The sequence below is a fragment of the Lysinibacillus sp. NPDC056959 genome, assembly GCF_042674095.1.
GTDB classification, from domain to species: Bacteria; Bacillota; Bacilli; order Bacillales_A; family Planococcaceae; genus Lysinibacillus; species Lysinibacillus zambalensis.
The window spans coordinates 44,557-65,415 of the sequence record NZ_JBHURE010000021.1; the positions used below are offsets into that span (position 1 = coordinate 44,557).

At 37.0% G+C, this 20,859-nt stretch carries 23 protein-coding genes and 1 riboswitch; of the genes, 7 read left to right on the forward strand and 16 right to left on the reverse strand.

All coding sequences use genetic code 11. The features are described from left to right. Positions 1 to 343: 343 nt before the first annotated feature. Positions 344 to 1,357 carry a YdcF family protein gene (locus ACFTQ7_RS19220; protein ID WP_386830420.1) on the reverse strand — a complete coding sequence of 338 codons (1,014 nt, stop codon included), beginning with the start codon at positions 1,355 to 1,357 and terminating at the stop codon, positions 344 to 346. Positions 1,358 to 1,637: 280 nt separating this feature from the next. Here ACFTQ7_RS19220 and ACFTQ7_RS19225 point away from each other — a divergent pair, with 280 nt between their 5' ends. Further along, complete coding sequence (locus ACFTQ7_RS19225) at positions 1,638 to 2,099, forward strand: hypothetical protein (RefSeq protein ID WP_079563637.1); 462 nt, start codon at positions 1,638 to 1,640, stop codon at positions 2,097 to 2,099. Next, positions 2,087 to 2,374, forward strand: coding sequence for a DUF2653 family protein (locus ACFTQ7_RS19230; protein WP_197142883.1), 288 nt, complete (start codon positions 2,087 to 2,089; stop codon positions 2,372 to 2,374). The genes ACFTQ7_RS19225 and ACFTQ7_RS19230 overlap by 13 nt, the downstream gene beginning before the upstream one ends. A gap of 53 nt (positions 2,375 to 2,427) precedes the next feature. Here ACFTQ7_RS19230 and ACFTQ7_RS19235 read toward each other — a convergent pair whose 3' ends face one another. The 4 genes from ACFTQ7_RS19235 to ACFTQ7_RS19250 form a co-directional block, all read right to left on the reverse strand. After that, positions 2,428 to 2,796: an ion channel gene (locus ACFTQ7_RS19235; RefSeq protein ID WP_386830421.1), complete on the reverse strand. Its 369-nt coding sequence runs from the start codon at positions 2,794 to 2,796 to the stop codon at positions 2,428 to 2,430. A gap of 439 nt (positions 2,797 to 3,235) precedes the next feature. Beyond that, the gene (locus ACFTQ7_RS19240; protein ID WP_386830422.1) at positions 3,236 to 4,858 is read right to left on the reverse strand and encodes an S-layer homology domain-containing protein; all 1,623 of its coding nucleotides are present in this window, start codon (positions 4,856 to 4,858) and stop codon (positions 3,236 to 3,238) included. 194 nt (positions 4,859 to 5,052) lie between these two features. Further along, positions 5,053 to 6,219, reverse strand: a complete 1,167-nt coding sequence (locus ACFTQ7_RS19245) for an endonuclease Q family protein (RefSeq protein WP_386830451.1) — start codon at positions 6,217 to 6,219, stop codon at positions 5,053 to 5,055. A gap of 73 nt (positions 6,220 to 6,292) precedes the next feature. Beyond that, positions 6,293 to 6,463 carry a hypothetical protein gene (locus tag ACFTQ7_RS19250; RefSeq protein ID WP_349662317.1) on the reverse strand — a complete coding sequence of 57 codons (171 nt, stop codon included), beginning with the start codon at positions 6,461 to 6,463 and terminating at the stop codon, positions 6,293 to 6,295. A 148-nt stretch (positions 6,464 to 6,611) separates the two neighbouring features. On the opposite strand from ACFTQ7_RS19250, the gene ACFTQ7_RS19255 reads away from it, so the two are divergent. The 3 genes from ACFTQ7_RS19255 to ACFTQ7_RS19265 all read left to right on the forward strand — a co-directional run bounded on the left by ACFTQ7_RS19255 (position 6,612) and on the right by ACFTQ7_RS19265 (position 7,928). Continuing rightward, a complete protein-coding gene (locus ACFTQ7_RS19255) occupies positions 6,612 to 7,190 on the forward strand; it encodes a TetR/AcrR family transcriptional regulator (RefSeq protein ID WP_349662316.1) in 579 nt (192 codons plus the stop codon). A gap of 70 nt (positions 7,191 to 7,260) precedes the next feature. Continuing rightward, positions 7,261 to 7,614, forward strand: a complete 354-nt coding sequence (locus ACFTQ7_RS19260) for a DMT family transporter (protein ID WP_386830423.1) — start codon at positions 7,261 to 7,263, stop codon at positions 7,612 to 7,614. Then, positions 7,614 to 7,928, forward strand: a complete 315-nt coding sequence (locus ACFTQ7_RS19265; protein ID WP_079563631.1) for a DMT family transporter — start codon at positions 7,614 to 7,616, stop codon at positions 7,926 to 7,928. Before ACFTQ7_RS19260 ends, ACFTQ7_RS19265 begins: the two co-directional genes overlap by 1 nt. Positions 7,929 to 8,468: 540 nt before the next feature. On the opposite strand, the gene ACFTQ7_RS19270 is transcribed toward ACFTQ7_RS19265, so the two are convergent. Both ACFTQ7_RS19270 and ACFTQ7_RS19275 read right to left on the reverse strand, forming a co-directional pair. After that, positions 8,469 to 9,254, reverse strand: a complete 786-nt coding sequence (locus ACFTQ7_RS19270; protein WP_386830424.1) for a heme ABC transporter ATP-binding protein — start codon at positions 9,252 to 9,254, stop codon at positions 8,469 to 8,471. Positions 9,255 to 9,260: 6 nt separating this feature from the next. Beyond that, positions 9,261 to 10,307 (reverse strand): FecCD family ABC transporter permease, encoded by a 1,047-nt coding sequence (locus ACFTQ7_RS19275; RefSeq protein ID WP_386830425.1) that lies wholly within the window; start codon positions 10,305 to 10,307, stop codon positions 9,261 to 9,263. Positions 10,308 to 10,567: 260 nt separating this feature from the next. Further along, a riboswitch (cobalamin riboswitch) is annotated at positions 10,568 to 10,759 on the reverse strand. Between the two features lie 166 nt (positions 10,760 to 10,925). On the opposite strand from ACFTQ7_RS19275, the gene ACFTQ7_RS19280 reads away from it, so the two are divergent. Beyond that, entirely contained in the window at positions 10,926 to 11,522 is a 597-nt protein-coding gene (locus ACFTQ7_RS19280; protein ID WP_386830426.1) for a biotin transporter BioY, read from the forward strand. Positions 11,523 to 11,675: 153 nt separating this feature from the next. Here the strand turns inward: ACFTQ7_RS19280 and ACFTQ7_RS19285 are convergent, their stop codons facing one another. The 9 genes from ACFTQ7_RS19285 to ACFTQ7_RS19325 form a co-directional block, all read right to left on the reverse strand. Further along, the gene (locus ACFTQ7_RS19285) at positions 11,676 to 12,218 is read right to left on the reverse strand and encodes an NADPH-dependent FMN reductase (protein WP_386830427.1); all 543 of its coding nucleotides are present in this window, start codon (positions 12,216 to 12,218) and stop codon (positions 11,676 to 11,678) included. Positions 12,219 to 12,281: 63 nt separating this feature from the next. Next, positions 12,282 to 12,899, reverse strand: coding sequence for a nitroreductase family protein (locus ACFTQ7_RS19290; protein ID WP_386830428.1), 618 nt, complete (start codon positions 12,897 to 12,899; stop codon positions 12,282 to 12,284). A gap of 94 nt (positions 12,900 to 12,993) precedes the next feature. Further along, positions 12,994 to 13,971, reverse strand: a complete 978-nt coding sequence (locus tag ACFTQ7_RS19295) for a ring-cleaving dioxygenase (protein ID WP_349662238.1) — start codon at positions 13,969 to 13,971, stop codon at positions 12,994 to 12,996. A 51-nt stretch (positions 13,972 to 14,022) separates the two neighbouring features. Next, entirely contained in the window at positions 14,023 to 14,457 is a 435-nt protein-coding gene (locus ACFTQ7_RS19300; protein WP_079563624.1) for a MarR family winged helix-turn-helix transcriptional regulator, read from the reverse strand. Between the two features lie 334 nt (positions 14,458 to 14,791). After that, a complete protein-coding gene (locus ACFTQ7_RS19305) occupies positions 14,792 to 17,026 on the reverse strand; it encodes a YcdB/YcdC domain-containing protein (protein ID WP_386830429.1) in 2,235 nt (744 codons plus the stop codon). Between the two features lie 140 nt (positions 17,027 to 17,166). Continuing rightward, positions 17,167 to 18,456, reverse strand: coding sequence for a LysM peptidoglycan-binding domain-containing protein (locus tag ACFTQ7_RS19310; RefSeq protein ID WP_349662246.1), 1,290 nt, complete (start codon positions 18,454 to 18,456; stop codon positions 17,167 to 17,169). Between the two features lie 119 nt (positions 18,457 to 18,575). After that, positions 18,576 to 19,130, reverse strand: coding sequence for a hypothetical protein (locus ACFTQ7_RS19315; protein WP_386830430.1), 555 nt, complete (start codon positions 19,128 to 19,130; stop codon positions 18,576 to 18,578). Next, entirely contained in the window at positions 19,130 to 19,681 is a 552-nt protein-coding gene (locus tag ACFTQ7_RS19320) for a hypothetical protein (protein WP_386830431.1), read from the reverse strand. The genes ACFTQ7_RS19315 and ACFTQ7_RS19320 overlap by 1 nt, the downstream gene beginning before the upstream one ends. Continuing rightward, positions 19,681 to 20,190: an RNA polymerase sigma factor gene (locus tag ACFTQ7_RS19325; protein ID WP_386830432.1), complete on the reverse strand. Its 510-nt coding sequence runs from the start codon at positions 20,188 to 20,190 to the stop codon at positions 19,681 to 19,683. Before ACFTQ7_RS19325 ends, ACFTQ7_RS19320 begins: the two co-directional genes overlap by 1 nt. Positions 20,191 to 20,418: 228 nt before the next feature. Between ACFTQ7_RS19325 and ACFTQ7_RS19330 the strand changes: the two genes are divergently transcribed. Continuing rightward, positions 20,419 to 20,598, forward strand: coding sequence for a hypothetical protein (locus ACFTQ7_RS19330; RefSeq protein WP_386830433.1), 180 nt, complete (start codon positions 20,419 to 20,421; stop codon positions 20,596 to 20,598). The last annotated feature ends 261 nt before the right edge of the window (positions 20,599 to 20,859 follow it).

Below are 20,859 nucleotides of genomic sequence, written 5' to 3' on the forward strand. Positions count from 1 at the left end.
TCGCTACGTTACCACTGCTTTCGCACAGAAAACATTTGTTGCTGTCGCTACGTTACCACTGCTTTCGCACAGAAAACATTTGTTGCTGTCGCTACGTTACCACTGCTTTCGCACAGAAAACATTTGTTGCTGTCGCTACGTTACCACTGCGTTTTCGCACAGATCAATTGCCACAGGACGTGGCACTCTTAAACTGAGACCCTCTATTTCAGCAGGTATTTAGACACACTCTAAAAAAGGAACCCCATCCGCATTCATTCCACCACCTTGAAGTGGAAGTCTTCTACTGAATGGAAATAAAATGCACCTTACCACTATTATATGGAAGACAGCTCTATATTGGTTACACATATGCTCTCAATATTAAGCCAATAAACAATGTAATAAACAAAAAGACAGTGACATGAATCCATTTATACATTTCTAATAAACCAATAAATTCACGAGTAAATGCATTAGGTACATAATAAAAGGCTGTCTTTGAACCAACACCTTGTGCATCAAGCTTCACCTTTTTGGCATAAATACTTGCACGAAAAACATGAAAATTATTCGTTACGAATAAGGATCGATATTTTTTCCCCTGAGCATGTTTATCCATAATTTCTTTAGAGAATGCCATATTCTGCTCAGTATTTGTCGATTGATCTTCCATAAATACTTTTTGAGACGGTATTTGATGTTCGTCAACTATATATTTTTTCATGGCATATGCTTCTGATACTTTTTCATCACTTCCCTGTCCACCTGAGACGATAATGTAAGGTCGTTCATCATACTTTTGAAACTGCTTTACTGCCTCGTCTAAACGGCTAGCTAAAAGCGGCGGTACTTTATCTCCGATTAGTCCTGACCCTAACACAATAATATAGTTAGGCTCATAAAAGATAGGCGTAAAATGATATAGAGTAGCGTAGGCCATTATGCTTGTATATAAAAACATTGTATAACCGAAAACCAAGAACCCATAGAAGAAAAGAATATGCCAAAGATCATTTTCGATATTCATAAAAATCACAAATACATACCAAATCATCATAATAAAAAAACTCAAACCAAAAACAGCTAACAATAGATTTCGTACTTTACGTCCTTCTTTTTCAAGTAAAACTTTACTATTAAAAAACGTAGCTATCGATAAAATAAACATTATACTCGGGAAACTTCCAAGTATTACGACTATACCCATCTTCGACACAATCCCCTGCTCATTCGGGAGAAATACAGGATGACTAAGTATAATGCCTAAAATAAACAACCCTACAAGACCCAGCACTACTGCATTGAAAAAACGTCTTCTTTCCGTTATATAAAAAATTAAAAAAATTAAAATTAATAGTAGTAATGTTGAAATCATCGTTTCACTCCTTTCTTTCTATATACCTTTTTAAGGCTTATCCTCTTAACTCGAGATTGAATTCTGCTCCTACAGGGGCGGACGTCCAACCTCCACTACAATTAACGATATAAGGAATGCATGTCCAACATTTGGATTAACATTGTCACTACTTGTTCAAATTTGTGCATATACCTAAATTGATGAAAGCGTTTATTTTATTTTTCGAGATGGTTCATGTAAAATTACTATTAGATTAGTTTATGACAAAACTAAAAATTATATTGGAGGAATGTAAGTAATGAAAAAAATTCTTGCCGCTCTTTTTGCAGCGACACTTATGTTTGCAACTGTAGGTGCAACATTGTTCATCTCAGATACACCAACTGCAGAAGCTAAATCCTATAAGTCAGGTAAAAAAGGCTTCTCAAACAATAATAATAACAATAGCTCAAATTTCCAAAAATCTCAGGATAAATCTAAAGATCAAAATAATGCAACAACAAATAAAAGCACAAACAAAACGGATTCAACAGCTAAGAAAGGCGGCTTCTTCTCAGGTGGTCTTATGAAAGGCTTAATGCTTGGTGGCTTAGCTGGCTTATTATTCGGAAGTCTTTTCAGTGGTATGGGTATGCTTGGTAATATTTTAGGCTTATTAATTAATGTTGCAGCCATCATGGTTATCATAATGCTAGTTGTAAAAATTGTTAATATGTTTAAAGATAAAAAGCGTAAAGAGGAAGCACAATGGCACAAATAATTAATGAACAAGATATTATAAATGCAATTTGCTTATCTCAGGCTTACTATAAAAATATTCGCCCTGAGGATGTACTTGTAGAACTAACATACGATGATGACGCAGGCTTCGGTGCAGAAGTTGAAACGAATGGTCAAGTCGAGATGTTCAATACATCAGCAATGATTGGTGCACTACGTGTATGGATTAAAGACGTCCTACATGGTGATCCATTTTCAACAGGAATCGAATTAGTCTTAGACGATGAAGAAGGCATCATTGCTAGACTATCGTAACTAAGTAAAGAATAGCAGTTCAGTAAATCTTATAGATTTATTGAACTGCTTTTTTATTTTTTCAGACGTTTTATTGCTTGTTCTTTCTTTTCTTCCTCAATTGTAAAATCGACTATTGATCTGCCGAGCATTAATAGCGTAATAAACATGACGCCTGTTCCAACGATTAAATAAATCATCGTAAATATCTTTGAAAAATTACTAGTAGGATACAATCCCGTCTCAACACTAGTTGGAATTAAACTCACTACTGCAAAATACATGGCATCAATCCAATACCATCCTTCCGTTCCTTTATAAAACATTGTCCCTGAAAGAATGATAAAAAATAATGTTGTAAACAAAGATAGAAATTGTGGACGCTTGAATGACTTCCACATGCCTACTAACAATCTTTTTGCAGATAAAATAAATGACAGCATCGCATTCTCCTTTGATCCATTTTCACTTCAGCGTTATTACAATTTTAAATTCGTTTCTTGCCATAACGTGGGGTTGATTTCCGTTTCCGGCTGGGCGCTTTGTTGCTGCCGCTACGCTTTCGCACAGTTAAAACATTCGCTGACGCTTCGCTTTCGCGCAGAGCTTCCTGGGGGCGTCGGGCCAACACGATGTTGGTCACGAAGGCGTTATCACAGGATGTGATGGTTTTAGCCTTCGTTCCTCTATCCCTAATCCCCAAGGAGTCGCCCAGCCGTATCGAAGATCAACTTATCAATATGGCATACTTTTCAACTAATGTTATCTCCAACTTTTGATAATGAGCGCCTAAACTGTACTAGATATCCATCGAAATAAAAATAACATATGCAAACGCCTAAAGGTAGAGGTTTCTATTTACAACCTCTACCTTGAATGATTTCATTTCTTTAATAGACTATTAAAATTTATAAATATTTTCGCTGCATGGCCTCGTTTTGTAGGAGCCTCGGGTGCAAATCCCCCTTCACTACCTATAATAATACCTTGCTCATATAACATAGTTATTGCATGTTTTGTTTCTTCGTCGCAAGAGGCAATATCAGAGAATGGGGCTTTCCCTTTCACAGCATAAGATTGCTTTTTCTCATATTCATAAGCACGATTAATCATTACTGCTAATTGAGCGCGAGTAACTGGCAGCCCTGGGCTAAACGTCCCATCCGATCCCTTAATTAGCCCATATGCATACGCTGCTGCAATTTCTGACTGAGTTCCGACATCATAAATTGCAATGTCTGTAAACGGTGCCTGTTCATTCGTCGTTAAACCAAGACTTCTAACAAGCATCGAAGCGGCCTGTGCACGAGTAACAAATTGATCAGGTTTAAACGTACCATCTGGATACCCGTTCATAATACCCAATTCAGCTGCCTTCAATATAAACTCCTTTGCCCAATTCTTTTCTATATCAGTAAAGCTTAAATTTCTTCCCGTAGTAAAAGTAACTGTTGGACTTTGAACACTTTCATTCCCAGCCGCATCAACCGCTTTAATTGCTACCGTATATGCTGTATTCGCTATTAAATTATCCAACGTTATAGCGTTTATTGCAGCATCTTGTGTAAATGTTAGCTTACCGTTTACATATACTTTGTAACTAGTGACACCTACATTATCCTTTGCTTCCTGCCAGCTTATTTTTACCGTTGTACTATCCATCATGTTTGCTTGGATCGTTTTTGATACATCCCATAACGTACTTGTTTTAATCGCTGGTAAAAACGCCTCGTTCGCTACTGCTAAATAGCCTGCTTCACTTAAATGAATATTATCAGGGTTTGGTAAATAGCTTGGAACATCTTTTGCTACAATATTGTATGTCGGTACAAAAATGGCACTCGCTTTTTCAGCAGTTGTTTTTATCGTTGCATTCATAACTTTTAATAGCATTTTAAATTGTTGCTGTACATCCTCACTATAGTAAGGAAAAGAATTATAATAGCCCATCACATAAATTTGAGCATTCGGATTAAGCTTCTTAATTTCTTCTAATATAGCAGCAATATTTTTTATTGCTCCCTGGGAAGCTTTTAGCATCATTGCTGCATTAATGCCTGTTGTCTGAGACTCTTCTAAAATAGGTATTAAATCATTGGCACCAACGGTTAGTGTAATAATTTCAGCCTCTTTAATAGATGTGTGAACCTTTACCTTCTCACTTGGATAACCGAATCCTACCACTGACTTTTCCACATTATTTTGTATATCCTTTAATACATCACTCGTTGTATAGCCTGAATTGGCAAAACCCTTATTATAAGAAGTAATTAAACCATCTTGCTGTAAAGCTTGTGCAACAAAATCCGTGTAACCTAACCCGATCATACCAATCTCATTCATACCATGTGCTAAGGAATCACCCAGTGCTACATAATCTGCTTGAACTACCCAACTTGGCGCTATGTAGTCTCTTTGTTCCTCCGCATTTACACCTATTGGTACTACTAATTGACATACCAGAATGCTAGCCGCTAAAAATCGAAATTTCTTTGATAATTGCACACCCTCACTCCTCCAAATTTTACTAATTACTATTTTAATATACAGGAGATGGAAATGGGCTAAAAAAGCGTAATTATTTTTAATGTTCATCACCAAAAGTTATGATGCGTTTGTTAAAATGTACGCCATGTCTTCGTTCCGGCTGGCCGACTTCTTGGGGATCAGTGAACTGCGCCTATGGTGATGAACCTTTTTTATTCCAGCTGAACCTTCCCATAAATGCCGCCGCCACCAACTTCGATTGCCAATTGCCCCGTTCTTGCTAAATCAATCATCTTGGCAATTTTATGTGGCACGATTTGTTCGAGTTGTTCTAGCGTAACTCGATGCAAGATGTTCATCTCTGTACCAAATGCTTGTACTAATCGTTCCATCATTTTCGGCCCTAATCCTGGAATAAATTCTAGTGGTACTTGGTGAATAAATGGTGGTCGTGCACGTTTATCAGTTACTTGCTCTGAAAGCTCCTTTATGCGTGTTGCAACCCCTTTTATAATTTGCGTGCTTTCACAGTTTGTACAAATTGTTGCGGCGGTGCTGAGCTGCTCACCACATTTTGCACAGACGGTTTGATGATATTTACCAAGCAAAGGATTTAAACCATAATTGGCTGTTACTGCTCGACCTTGTCGCTCATGAAGCGCCATCTTTAATTCTGTAAAATTTGCATTTGATAGTCTCAATTTTTGATACTCACGTGCAATTTTCCCAAGTGAATGTGCGTCAGAATTGCTAACAAATGTATATGCTTGCAGTTCTCTAATGTTACTCACCATTTCAGTATTGGAGCTTAACCCAAGCTCTATCGCATCTATAAGCTGAGGGTCAAAAACTTCTGTTAAACTACGATGTACACCTTTACCGAACAAACTTTTAAATGGTGTGAAGACATGGGCAGGAATAAAAAGACCGCCTAATTCATGAACCTTTTGCTGCAATGTTAGCCCATCAGAATAAATTCGCTGAGAGCTTAAATGGATATTTTTCATATGATTAGACATCCAGTTTGAAAATTCCCTCATAAGCGAAAGTGTTGGAAAATAAGCAAGCACATGGATGGGTCCAAGGCAATGCTGATCATATATCTCAATTTCAGAACCTGGAATAAGTGTAGTTTCTTGAAAACGAAGTCCTCCCTGTTCCAGCTCCTTCAGTTCACCCTGTTCTATCATCTTTGCCATTTCATCCATTACTTCTGGTGAATGACAATCAATAATCCCGATAATTTCTAGTCCCTTTCTTGCGCTTGAAATCTCTAAAATTCTCGCTAGCGTTAACGTTTTACTGCCAGTTATTTTAACAGCACGTCCACTTGAAGTGCGTCCAATATGAATATGTAAATCTGCATAGAAATCCTGCATCATTGTAACCCCCTATCCACTCTTTAAGTGAAATAAAAAAACCTCACATTGCTGCAAGGCATTTTATTCGTAATTATGATGGATGATTGCTGTTAGTGCTATTATTTGACTCAAAGGCACCCGAGCCTTGTGATGGCAATGTTGAAGAATCATAGGCTACTAAGGTCACCCCAATGTTCTTTTCTAGCTCATTAATCCTTTCAAGCTGTTGCTGATTTAGTTGCGCAATTTTTATCTCTTCCATTTTCATCAAATCCTTTCACGAATAAAGTTCCCTAAATAAGAAACATATATACACAGAAAATAATGACTGACTGTCAGTCATTATTCGTTGACTTTATTTCAGCTATTTTGTAACATAATAAATAAGCAGGCTAAAAGCGAGGGATTCCATGTCAAAAGAAGAGAAAATTATTCAAGCTGCAATTGAAGTTTTTCGTGAAAAAGGAATTGAAAAGACAAAGGTTTCAGATATCGTAAAAGCTGCAGGTATTGCGCAAGGGACATTTTATCTTTATTTCCCATCACGGCTTTCAGTTATGCCAGCCATTGCAAAAGTTATGGTTGAGAAAATTATTGCTGCTATAAACGATGGTATTTCAACACAGGAGCCTTTTGCAAAGCGGCTTGAAAAGTTAGTAGATATTGTTTTTTCACTAACAGAGGAATATCGAGATGTATTTGCACTTATCTATGCTGGTATTACACAAACCGAGCATATGAAAGAATGGGAAAATATATATGCTCCCTATTACGAATGGATGAATAATTTCTTATACGAGGCTCAACAAGAAGGAACGATACGTGAATCTCTAAACACTACACGTTCTTCTAAACTTATTATCGGTCTAGTAGAATCTGCTGCTGAACAAATTTACTTGTATGATGACAGTGAAGAAGAAACAATTAGACTTCAAAAGCTTGAGCTCCTCAACTTTTTACATCATGCACTCGGTTTACGTCACGCCTAAGTGACGTTCTCTTTTACACTTAAAATGACTGATTGTCAGTCATAATCATGGATAAATGAAAGGAATAACTATGCAAAAAGATTGGATTTATGTTGGATTAACTAGTTTGTTTGAATTGTTTTGGATATTTGGTTTTAATGTTGCCGGTGCTTGGTGGCATTGGATTATTATTGTGTCCTTAATTGCGTTGGATTTTCATTTCTTATCGAAGGCTTGTGAAAACCTACCTACTGGCACAGTTTATGCGACTTTTGCAGGGGTCGGTGCAATTGGTACTACATTAATGGACATTTTTATTTTCGATGTTGAGTTTAATACGATAAAAGGAATTTTCATGTTTATTTTAGTATTAGGTGTTATTGGTCTTAATTTAGCTGATAACCCTTCAAAAGATTATGATGAAAAGAAAGGAGCTAATGCATAATGGGCTGGTTACTTGTTTTATTAGCCGCAATTTCAGAAATTATCGGTGTTGTAGGTTTACGCTTTTATAGTCAGAACAAAACTATACGTAATTTATTAATATATGTGGGCGGCTTTGGTATGTCCTTTGTGCTTTTATATACCTCCTTTAACTATCTACAGTTAAGCATTGCCTATGTAGTGTGGATTGGTATTGGTACAGTTGGGGCTGTTCTCGTGAATATTATATTCTTCGGTGAATCTAAAAACCTGACTCGAATTATTAGTATCATCGCCATTATCATTGGTGTGGCAGGCTTAAAAGCAGTATCTTAATTTGTCTTCAATTCTAAGTAAGTAAATGTGTCCTAAAGCTTATGGCCCTTTGGCAAAGCGAGGGGTTGATTTCCGTTCCGACTAGGTGCTTTGTTGCTGCCGCTTCGCTTTCGCACAGTTAAAACATTTGTTGCTGCCGCTTCGCTTTCGCACAGTTAAAACATTTGTTGCTGCCGCTTCGCTTTCGCACAGTTAAAACATTTGCCGCTGACGCTTCGCTTTCGCGCAGAGCAGAGCTTCCTGGGGGCGTCGGGCCAACAGATGTTTTTTGCGCGAAAGCGTAATGCTAACGTAGCGACAGCGGCACGATGTTGGTCACGAAGGCGTTATCACAGGATGTGATGCTCTTAGCCTTCGTTCCACTATCGCTGATCCCCAAGGAGTCGTCCAATCGAAACGAAGATCAACCACAATTTATAGAGATAAAAAGAAACCTCAGCATTGTTTATTTGTGCGAAAGCGTAGCGACAGCAACAACAAATTTTTCACTTTTCTATATACATTTTTACTTTCAAATCTCTCCATAACAATATGTATCAATCATTTAACTTCCTTCGTGAATTGCTCTGGGATATAGGTTAAATATGGCTTACCTGTCAGTGGATGTGTTTGAATATCGGCATAAACCCCAAATACATCTTGTAATAATGTCGGTGTAAGTACTTCTTCTGGCGTGCCAAAACAAACAATTCGACCTTGCTGTAAAACATAAATTTGATCGCAATACATAGCCGCAATGTTTAAATCGTGGATTGCAGCAACAACTGTTAATTGTAAGGTTTGAATTAGATCCATAAGCTGCAATTGATGCTGAATATCTAGATGATTTGTTGGCTCATCTAAAATAAGCACTTGTGCTTGCTGAGCAAGGGCACGGGCAACCATCACACGCTTTTTTTCGCCACCCGAAAGAGAGCTATAGCTACGTTTCTCTAAATGAGCGATACCCGTTTGCTTCAGTGCATCCTTTACGATTTGAAAATCTTTCTCTTGATCAAACTCCAATAGTTTTTTATGGGGTGTTCTCCCCATACTCACTAAATCATGCACTGTAAAATCAAATAAGACCGGTGTTTCTTGACTCACAACTGCTAGATTTTTAGCTATGTTTTTACTCGATTGCTTTAGAATATCTTGTTCATTTAATAACACTGTTCCACTTTCTGGTTTTAATAAACGGTACATATTCTTTAATAGCGTTGACTTCCCACTACCATTAGGACCGATCAACCCAACAAATTGCTTGTCCTTTATTTGAACATTTACTTCATGTAATATGCGTTCATCGGAAATGGAGAATGATATTTGTTTCGCTTCTAATGTCATATTTTTTTAATCTCCTTCACCGAAAGAATAATTGTTACGACGTAGCAGCCAAATGAAAAATGGGCCTCCGCAAAAAGCCGTGATAATTCCTATCGGCATTTCCTCAGGGGCAATTAATATTCGAGCAAGTGCATCTGCCCAAACTAAGAAGATCCCCCCTAATAATGCGCTAATCGGTATGACATACTTATGATTTGAACCTACAATTAGCCGTACAATATGTGGAATGATTAAACCAACAAATCCAATTGAGCCACTTACAGCAACCAGCACACCCGTTAATAACGATACTAATAAAATAAGCTGTATTCGAAATTGTTGTAAGTTAACCCCTAATGTAACTGCGGCTTCTTCTCCAAGAAGTAATAAATTTAAGCTGCGATAGTTGAGCCATAACAAGGCAAATACTGCAATAAAAATGACTGCAGGAATTACAAGAATACTCCATTTCGCACCTGCTAGGCTTCCTAGCATCCAAAACATGACTGCCTTCATTCCCCCCTCTTGCTTCGACAACATTAAGATAAAATTTGAAATAGCAGATAAAATAAATGACACCGCCATCCCTGAAAGCAAAAGTCGAAAGACGGATACTCTACCGCCAACATGCGATAAGAAGAAAACTAACCCCATTGCTGTGAGAGAGCCTAAAAAAGCCGATACGGAAAGAGCATAAACGCCCAGAAATGAAAAGGCACCTAAAATGATGACAGCTGTGGCACCAACCGTCGCTCCAGAAGAAATCCCTAAAATATATGGTTCTGCAATTGAATTACGAACGAGCGCCTGAATAGCTGCTCCTGCAATTGCCAAGCCTGCTCCGACGATAGCAGCGAGTAATACACGCGGAGCCCTTATTTGCCAAATGATAATTTCCTGTGAGCGACTCCAATCTTGTTCGATTGAGCTTTGAATAATAGGGATTTTAGAAAGGATAACCTTCCATACATAAAGTGGCGTAACGGAAACCGATCCAACCATAATTGCAATTGTCATTGAAATAATAAGTAGTAGAAGAAGGGTCATTGAAAGTAACATAAATTTTCTATTCATCTTTTTATTAACTCCTAATCATTAAACATTAATTTCATCTAGCCGTAATTGTAGCTGATACTCTGCTACTATTTGCAGTACGAAGATAAATGAAAGAAAAAAGGGTATTCCATGCAAATGCGCATGGAAATACCCTAGAATCAATTATGCCTGGCATAATCGCGTCTTTCAGCGTGTATTTGGACACCTGCTGAAAGAAATTAAACAAAGTTAGATTTTCTTCTACTATTGTCCGTAATCGCTTTCATCCTCGTGGGCATTACAGGAATAACTAAATGGCAGGTCTCCTGGCTTCGAATCAATGTACCTATGATTGCCTTCCCATTCTAGAACAGTGGCTAAATCATCATAGAACTCCTCGTTACAGTTGCGGGACAGCGTCGGATTTGCACCGATTTCCCTTTTAAGTGACACATTGTACAAGATGTCACACCATTAGTATCGAATGATTTAAAATTATGACAATTCTATCATATATTTCAATAGTTAGTCTATACTATCAATCATTTATCAAGTTAAGAAACACCTTTATGTTAACCTAAAATAATAATAAAATTGACACAAAAACTTTATTTTTTTACACTATTATTATCAACATTACTTTTTAGGGGTGACATAATGACAACCGTTGTGGAACATACACATCAAAAATTAAGAACAGTAGATATTGCATACATTGGACTATTTTCAACATTAATGATGATAGGAGCTAATATTACGTCCATTGTACCTTTCATGGTTGTTGGCGGAGTACCGATCACATTACAAACGTTTTTTGCTATTTTAGCGGGACTTATTCTCGGTAGTAGAAAAGGGGCACTCGCTTGTACTGTTTATATGTGCATCGGTTTAGCAGGCGCACCTGTATTTGCACGATTCAGCGGAGGCTTTGGACAAATTTTAAGTCCTACATTTGGTTTCATTGTCTCGTTTATATTAGCAGCATTTGTCGCAGGGCTTATTGTAGAACGCATTGGAACGAAGAAAAGCTATGTAGTTGCTGCATTAGTTGCAACTGCTATTAATTATTTATTAGGGACAAATTGGATGTACTTTGCCTATAAGCTATGGGCTAGTGCGCCTGATGCTTTCACGTATAAAATAGCATGGCTTTGGATGATGCCTCCTTTGCCAAAGGATATTATTTTAGCTATATTCGCGGGTATTTTTGCATACCGTCTTCAAAAGGTATTAAAAATAATTCCAATCAAATAAAGGTTCATCACCAAAACGTAGGTTGATTTCCGTTCCGACTTATATATAAGGCAAAGAGTGTCGGGGCTTTAACCTCTATCATAAACTAAACAAATATTTTAAAACCTAAAAATGTCCCATCAGTATTTTACATACTAATGGGACATTCTATTGTTAAACGTATGTTTTCATCCAGTTTAAGAAGTTATCAATAACTACATCTAGGAATTTGATAGTACCCTCATCTGTTAAATTGCCTTCAGCATCAAATTTAGTGTGTACTGCGCCAATATAAACATCATTACCACTAAGTAATGGTGAATTTACTCCAGGTGAGAATAAAATATCTCTTAAGTGTAATTGTGCTTTAACAGTACCTAAGTTACCCATTGATGCACCCATCATGAATGATGGCTTGCCAATCATTACTTTATCAACGCGAGATAACCAATCGATGGCGTTAACCATAACACCTGGCACTGTACCATTATATTCTGGAGTCAGCCAAAGAACGGCATCCGCCTCTTTTACTTTTGCTTTAAAATCTAATACTGTTTGCGGTGCTTCATTTTCGATATCTTGGTTATACATTGGTAGGTCTTTTAAGCTTAATACTTCAAGATCCAATTCCTCCGCATAACGCTTTTGAATAAATTTCGCTAACTGCAGATTATAAGATTCTTTACGGATACTACCTACGATTGCTACTACTTTCACAATATTTCCTCCTAAATGTGCATTAAATTTATTTTTTGTAAAGCACTTTTATTTTATACCGACCTAATAATAGGTTGCAAATTCCTCAACTGGTTTACGATAACCACGCAAGCGGCGACTACTTTCTTTTTCCTTACCAATTGTAATCATTAGCGCAATTTCTTGTGTTTCCGGGACATTAAAAAGGGCTCTCATTTGTTGGTGATCAAAGCCGATCATTGGACATGTATCCCATCCACGATTTTTGGCTGCCAACATAAATAACATAGCTGAAAGTGAAGCGTTACGAATAGCCTCCTCTTTCTTAAACTCCTCGCCGCGCTCATTATAAAATTTTGTATTTTCTTCAACAAGATTTTCTAACTCACAAGCATTAATAATGCCTAAGTCTACCATCCCTTGACTAAGGTTAGCAGTTTTTTTATAGGCTTCTTTATCTCCTAAAACAAGTATAACCGCCGAGGCTGAGTGCACTTTATATTGCCCGTATGCTGCTTCTCTTACTTTTTCTTTTTTTTCTTCATCTAAGACAACGATGTAATTAGCATGCTGTAAATTAAAAGCAGATGGAGCAAGTTTGACATCCTCCAAAATAGGACGTATATCTTCTTCGCTCATCTTAATACCCTCTATAAAATTATTCGCAGAACGACGCTTATCTATTACCTTTGCAAACTCCATCCAATTGACCTCCAATCATTTTCTTTTAAAAATATGTAATTTCCATTCAGCGAGGCTTGTGTTTCTCTACTGAATGGAATGAAAAGTATTACTCTTATTCTTTATCGAACGTAATCGTACTTCTTACAGTGTCAATAGGACGAACAAGCTCTTCAATTTGTGCACGCTTTGGCTCTAAAAACGGTGGCAACGATAATTTTTCACCTAATGTTTCATAAGGCTCGTCCCCCATAAATCCTGGGCCATCAGTAGCTAGCTCAAATAAAATTTGTGGTGCAACTCGTGCATAAAGGGATTCAAAGAAGTGACGGTTTACATAACCCGAAGTATGGAAGCCAAAGCTTTCAAATCGTTCAGTCCATTCATCTAATACAGCGCGATCCTCTACGCGGAATGCTGCATGATGTACTGTACCGAAGCCTTGACGAGCTACTGGTAAAACTGCGTTAAACTCTACAATGATTTGTGCACCGTTTCCGCCTTCACCAACCTCAAATAAATGGAAATCCCCTTCCTCTGCAATTTCTGTAAAGAGCATCACTTTTTCTAGCACCTCTTTGAAATATTTTAAATTGGCAACTCTTACAAAAACTGGACCTAAGCCTGTAATTGCGTATTCTAGAGGAATCGGTCCATCTTGCCATGGAGTGCCTGATGCAACGCCTGTATTGTTTTCATCAGAAATAAGTTGATATTGCTGATCATCAAAATCTACGAATGATAAAGTTTTCTTGCCAAATTGCTCTTGTATACCTGTATGTTTAACATTTAATCGATCAAAACGTTTTACCCAATAGTCCAATGCCGCATCTGTAGGCACGCGGAATGAAGTTTTGGAAATTTCATTCGTTCCATGCACACCTTTTGGGATGTTTGGGAAATCGAAAAATGTCATATCAGTACCAGCACTACCTTTATCATCCGCAAAGAATAAATGATATGTTTGGATATCATCCTGATTTACTGTTTTTTTCACTAATCGCATCCCTAATACATAAGTAAAGAATTTATAATTCTCTTCCGCACTACTTGTAATAGCAGTAACGTGGTGAATTCCTTTTAAATGGTTCATTTTATGTTCCTCCTATTTATCTCGATTTCGAGATATATACGTAAAATTTTTTTATTTTTCAACTGCGTTTAAACCAACCTTTTTTAAAGACAGGATCATTGTGTCCATCTCCTGTTGATCTAATACTTCAAAAATCTCATTAATTTTTTGTTCATGCTTTGGAAATATTTCTTCCATCAACGTTTGTCCTTCATATGTTAATAAAACATATGTGACACGACGATCCTTTGGGCAAGCACGTCGATACACAAAACTTTTTTGTTCGAGCTTATCAATAACATACGTAATACTACTGCTTGCAATTAAAATTTTCTTTCCAATCACTTGAATTGGTTGCTCACCATGGTGATATAAAAACTCAAGTACTGAAAATTCGGTTTGATTTAAATCGTATTGAAGTAAATCTCTCTTTGTTGCATCCTGAATCGTTTGATACGCCCGGAACAAGACCGTAAAAGCTTTTAAATTACGATTGTTTTCCTTCATACGACTCCCTCTTCTCATTTACTTCGAATTCATTTATCTTTAATTCGAGATAATAATAACATATAAAATAATTAACGGCAATCCTTTTGTTTTACTGTAATCATCAATTATACCTCGTCATATTTGTAACTGCCGTTTCACTTTCAGTACAGAAAACACTTGCACCTGTCGCTTCACTTTCGGTACAGAAAACACTTGCACCTGTCGCTTCACTTTCGGTACAGAAAACACTTGCACCTGTCGCTTCGCTTTCGGTACAGAAAACACTTGCTGAAAGAAGTTAAAAAGGGTATCCCCTAAAATAGGAGATACCCTTTCATGTATCGTTTATTGATTAATAGTAGTAACGGCGGCCGTTATTTTCCTCATTAATAGCCTTTGCTAGACGAACTGTAGATATTGCCAAATCTGCATACGTCACTTTCCCAGTAGCATTGAATTTATTTTGCTGTCCATCAATTAGACCCATCGCACTTGCTAAAGCAATATAACCTGCGTATTCCTGTTTAATTGAGCTTGCATCAGCAAAGTTTAATTTGTAAATGTCACCATGCTTAGCAGCACTCTCTAAATTTAGTACACGTACTAACCATTCTGCAAGCTCTTGACGAGTCAATTCTTTATCTACTGCAAATTGATCCGCAGGTTGTATAATACCTATGCCTACAGCTTGTTCAACGGTTCCGTATAATGGATGCTTTTTGTCAATATTTTTAAAGGATTGCTTCTCGTCGTCTCTTCCATACGGACCAAAATCATAATAACCGTATGATAATGATTTAACTAAAATTTTTAAAGCATCTCCCTTATTTACAGCTGTATCAGCATTAAAGTTTGCTGGGTCTTTCACTTCTAATACATTTTGGTGTAGTAAATAAGTTAATTCTCCTCCAGCTGTTGGATGTGAAATAGCTGGTTTTTCTTTAGCATCATCAACATTTTGAAGCCATTTACCAGTTGTTGCATCAATACTATTGAATGAGCTACCATCATAAACTGGAGAGTATACTAAATCATAGTGATGTTTATCCTCGCCATCCTGTTTTGCATACTGAAGCTCCAAGCTTAGTCCCTTATGGAACGTTTCTTTTGCTTTATCAGCAGGAATTGCTTTATTTACAGCTGGCCAATTATCAATCTTGTGATTACTAATATTTAATGAACTTAATTTCCCATCTGCACTAATACCTACAGAAATTTCATCCCCTACTACAGCAATACCATTGACAATACGTGGGAAGGAGAAGTAATATCGTTTACTTTCTTTGTCATATGTTGTTTCTTCTATTGGTTTTGAATAGTTATGAAGGTAGGACGGAGCCCATGCTTTTAAGTAGTCTATCGCTTTTGCTAAAGCAGCTTCTTTCGCGATTGGTTCTACTTTCTGATCTGTCTCCATGAAATCTCTACGTATATCCCAGTAATCTGTAATCTCACCTGTTGCCTTGTTCACTTCGAATGATGCGCCATAGCCACTATTTCCTAAATGATACATATAATTCACTGAATAAATTGTCTCACCATTGTCGTTTTCTCTTTCATTAACCGACTCAATTTCTAGCTTCACTTTGTCTGAATCAACTTTCAAGAAAGACTTAGCTAACTCTTCGACTTCTGCTACTGTAACGTCCTTCTTTCTAGGTTCAAGTGGTTGCGATGCCAGTTTTTCTACACCTTTTGCCGTTGGAACTTGAGAAGTAAAACCATTCACTGTATGCCACTGCCCATTTAATGCATGCACACCCGTGAAGCTTGTTGGCGGCATATATACAAGCTTCGCAATAGATTCGCCTGTTTGGTAGTTATAATCCACCATATAGCGTAAATCTACTGACAAATTTTCGCGAACTTGTGCAAGTATATCTGATTCATTTTTTTTCTGATCTACATTATCAAATGTTGCCTTACTAGTTGACCCAGTATTACGATACATACTCACAACTTCACCATTTGCTAGAACAGTAATATTGAGATTCTCATTACTTAGTGGTACACCATTATGTGTTGGCGAATAATTGAATGAATACGTAATTGGTTCAGATAAAGGTCGACTAAAACTAAAACCAAAATCACCATACCAATCGTCTTCACGAAGCTTGTAATTTGCAGTATTCGGCAATTTCTTTAAGAAGTCTTGGGCAATTTTCTTTGCATCGGCCTCTGAATACTTCACTGGATACAATGCATCCGCTATATTGGCAGGTTGATAGTGGAAATATTCTAGTTCTAAATTTTCGCCTTTAAACGTAAATTCACCAAAAACGTCTTTGCCATTGATTGTCTTTTGGAAGCTTAAGTCATAGCGTATTGTAGCATCATCATTAAAGTAATGCGCTTCCCCCATTGAGAAATCCTTCTCTGATACAAATTTGAACTTGCCTGGGAATAATGTATTCAATTGCTTAATAAGTTCACTTTTTGTAACCTTTGTTTCTGTTGAAGCAACTTGGATTGCAACTCTCTCTTGTGATTCTTTTACATTTGCTGAAGCTTGTGCCATTGGCGAAATTACACCCACTGAAAATGCAGTAGACGCTAGTATGATACCTAACTTTTTAAATTTATCCAAAATATACCTCCTAAAATATCATTTACCATTATTATAATATATATTTCCATAAATGGAAATGTCATTTCCAGATAATTAATATTTATTAGAAAAAGGGAATGAGCTCCTTTTGCAGCGAGAGTATTTACTCCTTAAGATTCTCATTTCTTTACTACGTCAAAATTTGATCCGATCAATAGCCAATTTTGCGGGAACGGGAGACCTAATTTCCAATAACCTACTCCTCTAAGATTGTACCTTTTGATTAAATTGAACTTCGCTTGAATGGATCTTGCATCCTCGAACCACACCACATGTGCTCTACCTTGCTCATCGTAGTATTCAAAGAACGGAGCTTGAGATCTCAAATCAAACTGAATAGCAGCATTATACTTTTTAGCAATTTCAATTGCTCTTTGTGGACTAATTGCTTCTGCATTCGGGCCCCCTTGTACAAAAGGCAATGTCCAGTTATATCCATATAAATTCTGTCCAAGTATAATTTTGTTACGAGGTATCTCACTTACTGCATATTTTACAACCGCCTCTACCTCGGGAAGTGGCGATACGGCCATAGGTGGCCCTGCAGAATATCCCCATTCATAAGTCATTAACATAACAAAATCCACTATTTCTCCATGTGCTTTATAATCATGCCCCTCTGTCCATGGACCTCGCTCACTAGCACTTGTTTTTGGAGCTAGTGCTGTCGATACGGTATACCCCTGTGGATGGAATCGACTCACCGCTCTCCTTAAAAAATTGTTATATGCTTCTCGTTGATCGCCCGGCAAATTCTCAAAATCGAAATGAATATCTTTAACGCTTCCTAAACGCTTTGCCTCTTCAAGAATATTATTAAAAAGTAAATCCTGTACTGCTGTACTTTGAAAAATATCTCTCGCTAAATCACCGCTAAAACTAAAATTCTCTAGGTTTGAGACAACCATCGCTAGAGAAGCTCCTGTATCATTTGCAATTTGCGCCACACCTTGACTCGGTGGTACCTTAAGCGTTCCATCTCGCCTTGCCTCATAGCTAAATAAAGCCAGATACGTTAAAAATGGACCCGCTTCTCTTGCTTGGCTCAATAATGCTTCACTAACGAATGTCCCTCTCGGCTCTAAATATGCCAATGTTTCAGCTCTTGTTTTTGGTTGAGGTGGAATATAAAGTCGCATACCAATCGATAAAGGCTGACTCGGACTAATATTGTTGACTTGAGCAAGTGTTAAATAATTAATGCCAAAGCGTTGGCCGATTGAATATAAACTATCCCCTGACTGCACATAATAAAAATTTCCGACAATCGGTATTACAAGCGCTTGCCCGACAACTAATCGATTCGGTTCAGGAATTTGATTGGCATCTACAATACTTTGAACTGTTGTCCCATACGCCTGCGAAATACCCCATATGGACTCCCCTGCCCTTACAACATGTATTTGAATGGCAGTGCCTCCTTCTAGCTTGATAAAATCATACCTATAAAGCTTATGAATTAGGAAAGGAAAAGATGTCATTGCTAAGTAAACACAGATTCCCTAAAACAAAAAAGATCCATCGCTTGTTACAGCGAATGAACCTTATTTCCATTATTATTTTTATAGTATTTATGACACGCTCGATAATAGAATATAAATAAAAAATAAGCAAACACCTGTAGTAAAGAGCCTATAAAATGAACATTTCCTCGCATACTTGTATCAACATTTATTGAAAATGCCTGTATGACAAAACCGCAAAGCATAAATGCCATGAATTTCTGGTATGTTTTAAATGTTTTTGCTTCAAGAGGTTTATTATTATGAATTTGTAATAATAATTGAAAAACCCAGTACATGAAGATGATGAATAAAAATTGCATAAACTGTACACCAATTTCTCCTAATATACTATAGTCTAGCCATTGACCTAGCTCTAAGAAAAATGACATTACCGCCAAAATAATAGCGAAGTTTTTCGACCAACGCTTTAAATTATGGAACGTTGGCAGTAAGTGAATACCATATGCAAAAAATATATAGCCAATAAAATCCGGCAACATATCCGGTAATCCGAAATTACTTAAATCTACAAATACAAAGCACACCCCGTTAAATAAATGATCGTAAGGATTTTTCATTATTTCATACCCCCCTCATTTGTTTTCATCAAATAGTTATCATGTTCCTGTTGAATTTCATCTATATAGTATTGCTTACTCGTATAATCGTAGGTTTCGTTATAGCTTGAGCTTGGTTGTACAATAGGTTCATCCATATTTTGATGCTCTGCATATATTAAGTTCCCTACCCATGCCAAGAAAGATAAAGAAAATGTCATGTAGACAAGTCTTCCCTTCGTAAGTCCTTTGTAATAAACGAACAAAATAAACAATGAGAGCGTAAGCATGAGGAACATACATACTATATTAGTAAGATCTTTTTCCAGATTGATAGTTAACTGTGCGGCATTTTTCAAATGGAACGATTGTCCTGTACTAATGCTGAATACAAATAGAAGTGCAGCTAGCGTCACTGGAACGGTTAGTATGGTTGCGATAGAAAATCTCTTTGTCTTTTTTATATGAGTCTTTTCGAGTTTTTGACGTAATTGATTTGAGAAATCTAAATCTGGATCTTTATCAGGGCGTTTCTTTAATGCATCAACTAAATCGTAATCACGTTCTTCCATCAATCATCCCTCCCTACCTTTTTTCGAAGCCTTGCCATTGCTCGGTGAAAATCAACACGTACTTTGACTTCCGAGATACCTAATATCGCAGCTGTTTCTTGTATCGTGTAGTCTTTTACCATTCTGCAAATAATGATTGTCCGATCATGTGATTTTAATGTCATTAATGCTTCTTGTACTGCCTGCCATTGCTCATTTTTCTCCACAATCTCTAAAGGCTTTGGTACTTCCTTCAAAACGGGCTGCAAGCTAAGCTTTTCTGTTAATAAACGCTTTATTTTCTGCCTTCTATGTATATCTACTGCTGTATTCCGTGCAATTGATAAGAGCCAAGTTTTTACTTTATCTTTATCCTTCAAATTATGTAACTGCTTCATCGCCTTAAAAAACGTTTCTTGCGTAATATCCTCTGCCTCTTGTTTGCTATTTGTATAATAAAGCGCAAAATGATACACATCACGATGATAACAATCGTACAAATGTTCAATTTTTAATATATCCTGATGCAAAACTTCACCCCACTTTCTACACTTACAAATAAGTCGTCGCAACTAATGATTTGTTACACTTTTTTTACAGCTAGCGTAAAACACCTCGTTCTTTATATTGTTTACCCTCGTTGTAAATGTTGCTCAAGTTGGTAGTGTCGATTCCGAGGCAAGTCCATTCTACAATTGATATGCGTAGTGTCATTGTGGAGGAATTAGCGAAGTTATTAAAAGCTAACAAACGTTGAAATGAAAAAACAACTCTTATTTATTGAAGGTAAACTTGCTAGCTATTCATTACACTTAGGCAGTGGTAGGATTATGTCAAAGCTTTTATTGTTAAGTGAAGAAACAAAAATTAAAGATTCAGCTATTTTAGGACATATTTACAACTATGAACAAGCACAAAAAGGAAGAGATGACTGTTAGCGATTTCCGTCATCTCTTGTTAAATGTCTAACCATTTGTTCAATTTTGAAATGCATAGATTATATAAAAAGTTCTACACTATTACTGATTGTAGTGGAAGGCTACTCGACTCCCGTGGGAAAGCGAAGCGGCAGCGACAAATGTTTTAACTGTGCGAAAGCGAAGCGGCAGCGACAAAGCGAGTAGCCTGGAACGGAAATCATCATTCACAAAGATTACCTTAGCCATTTTGTTTTTCAGCACTATGCAATGCCCTCCACT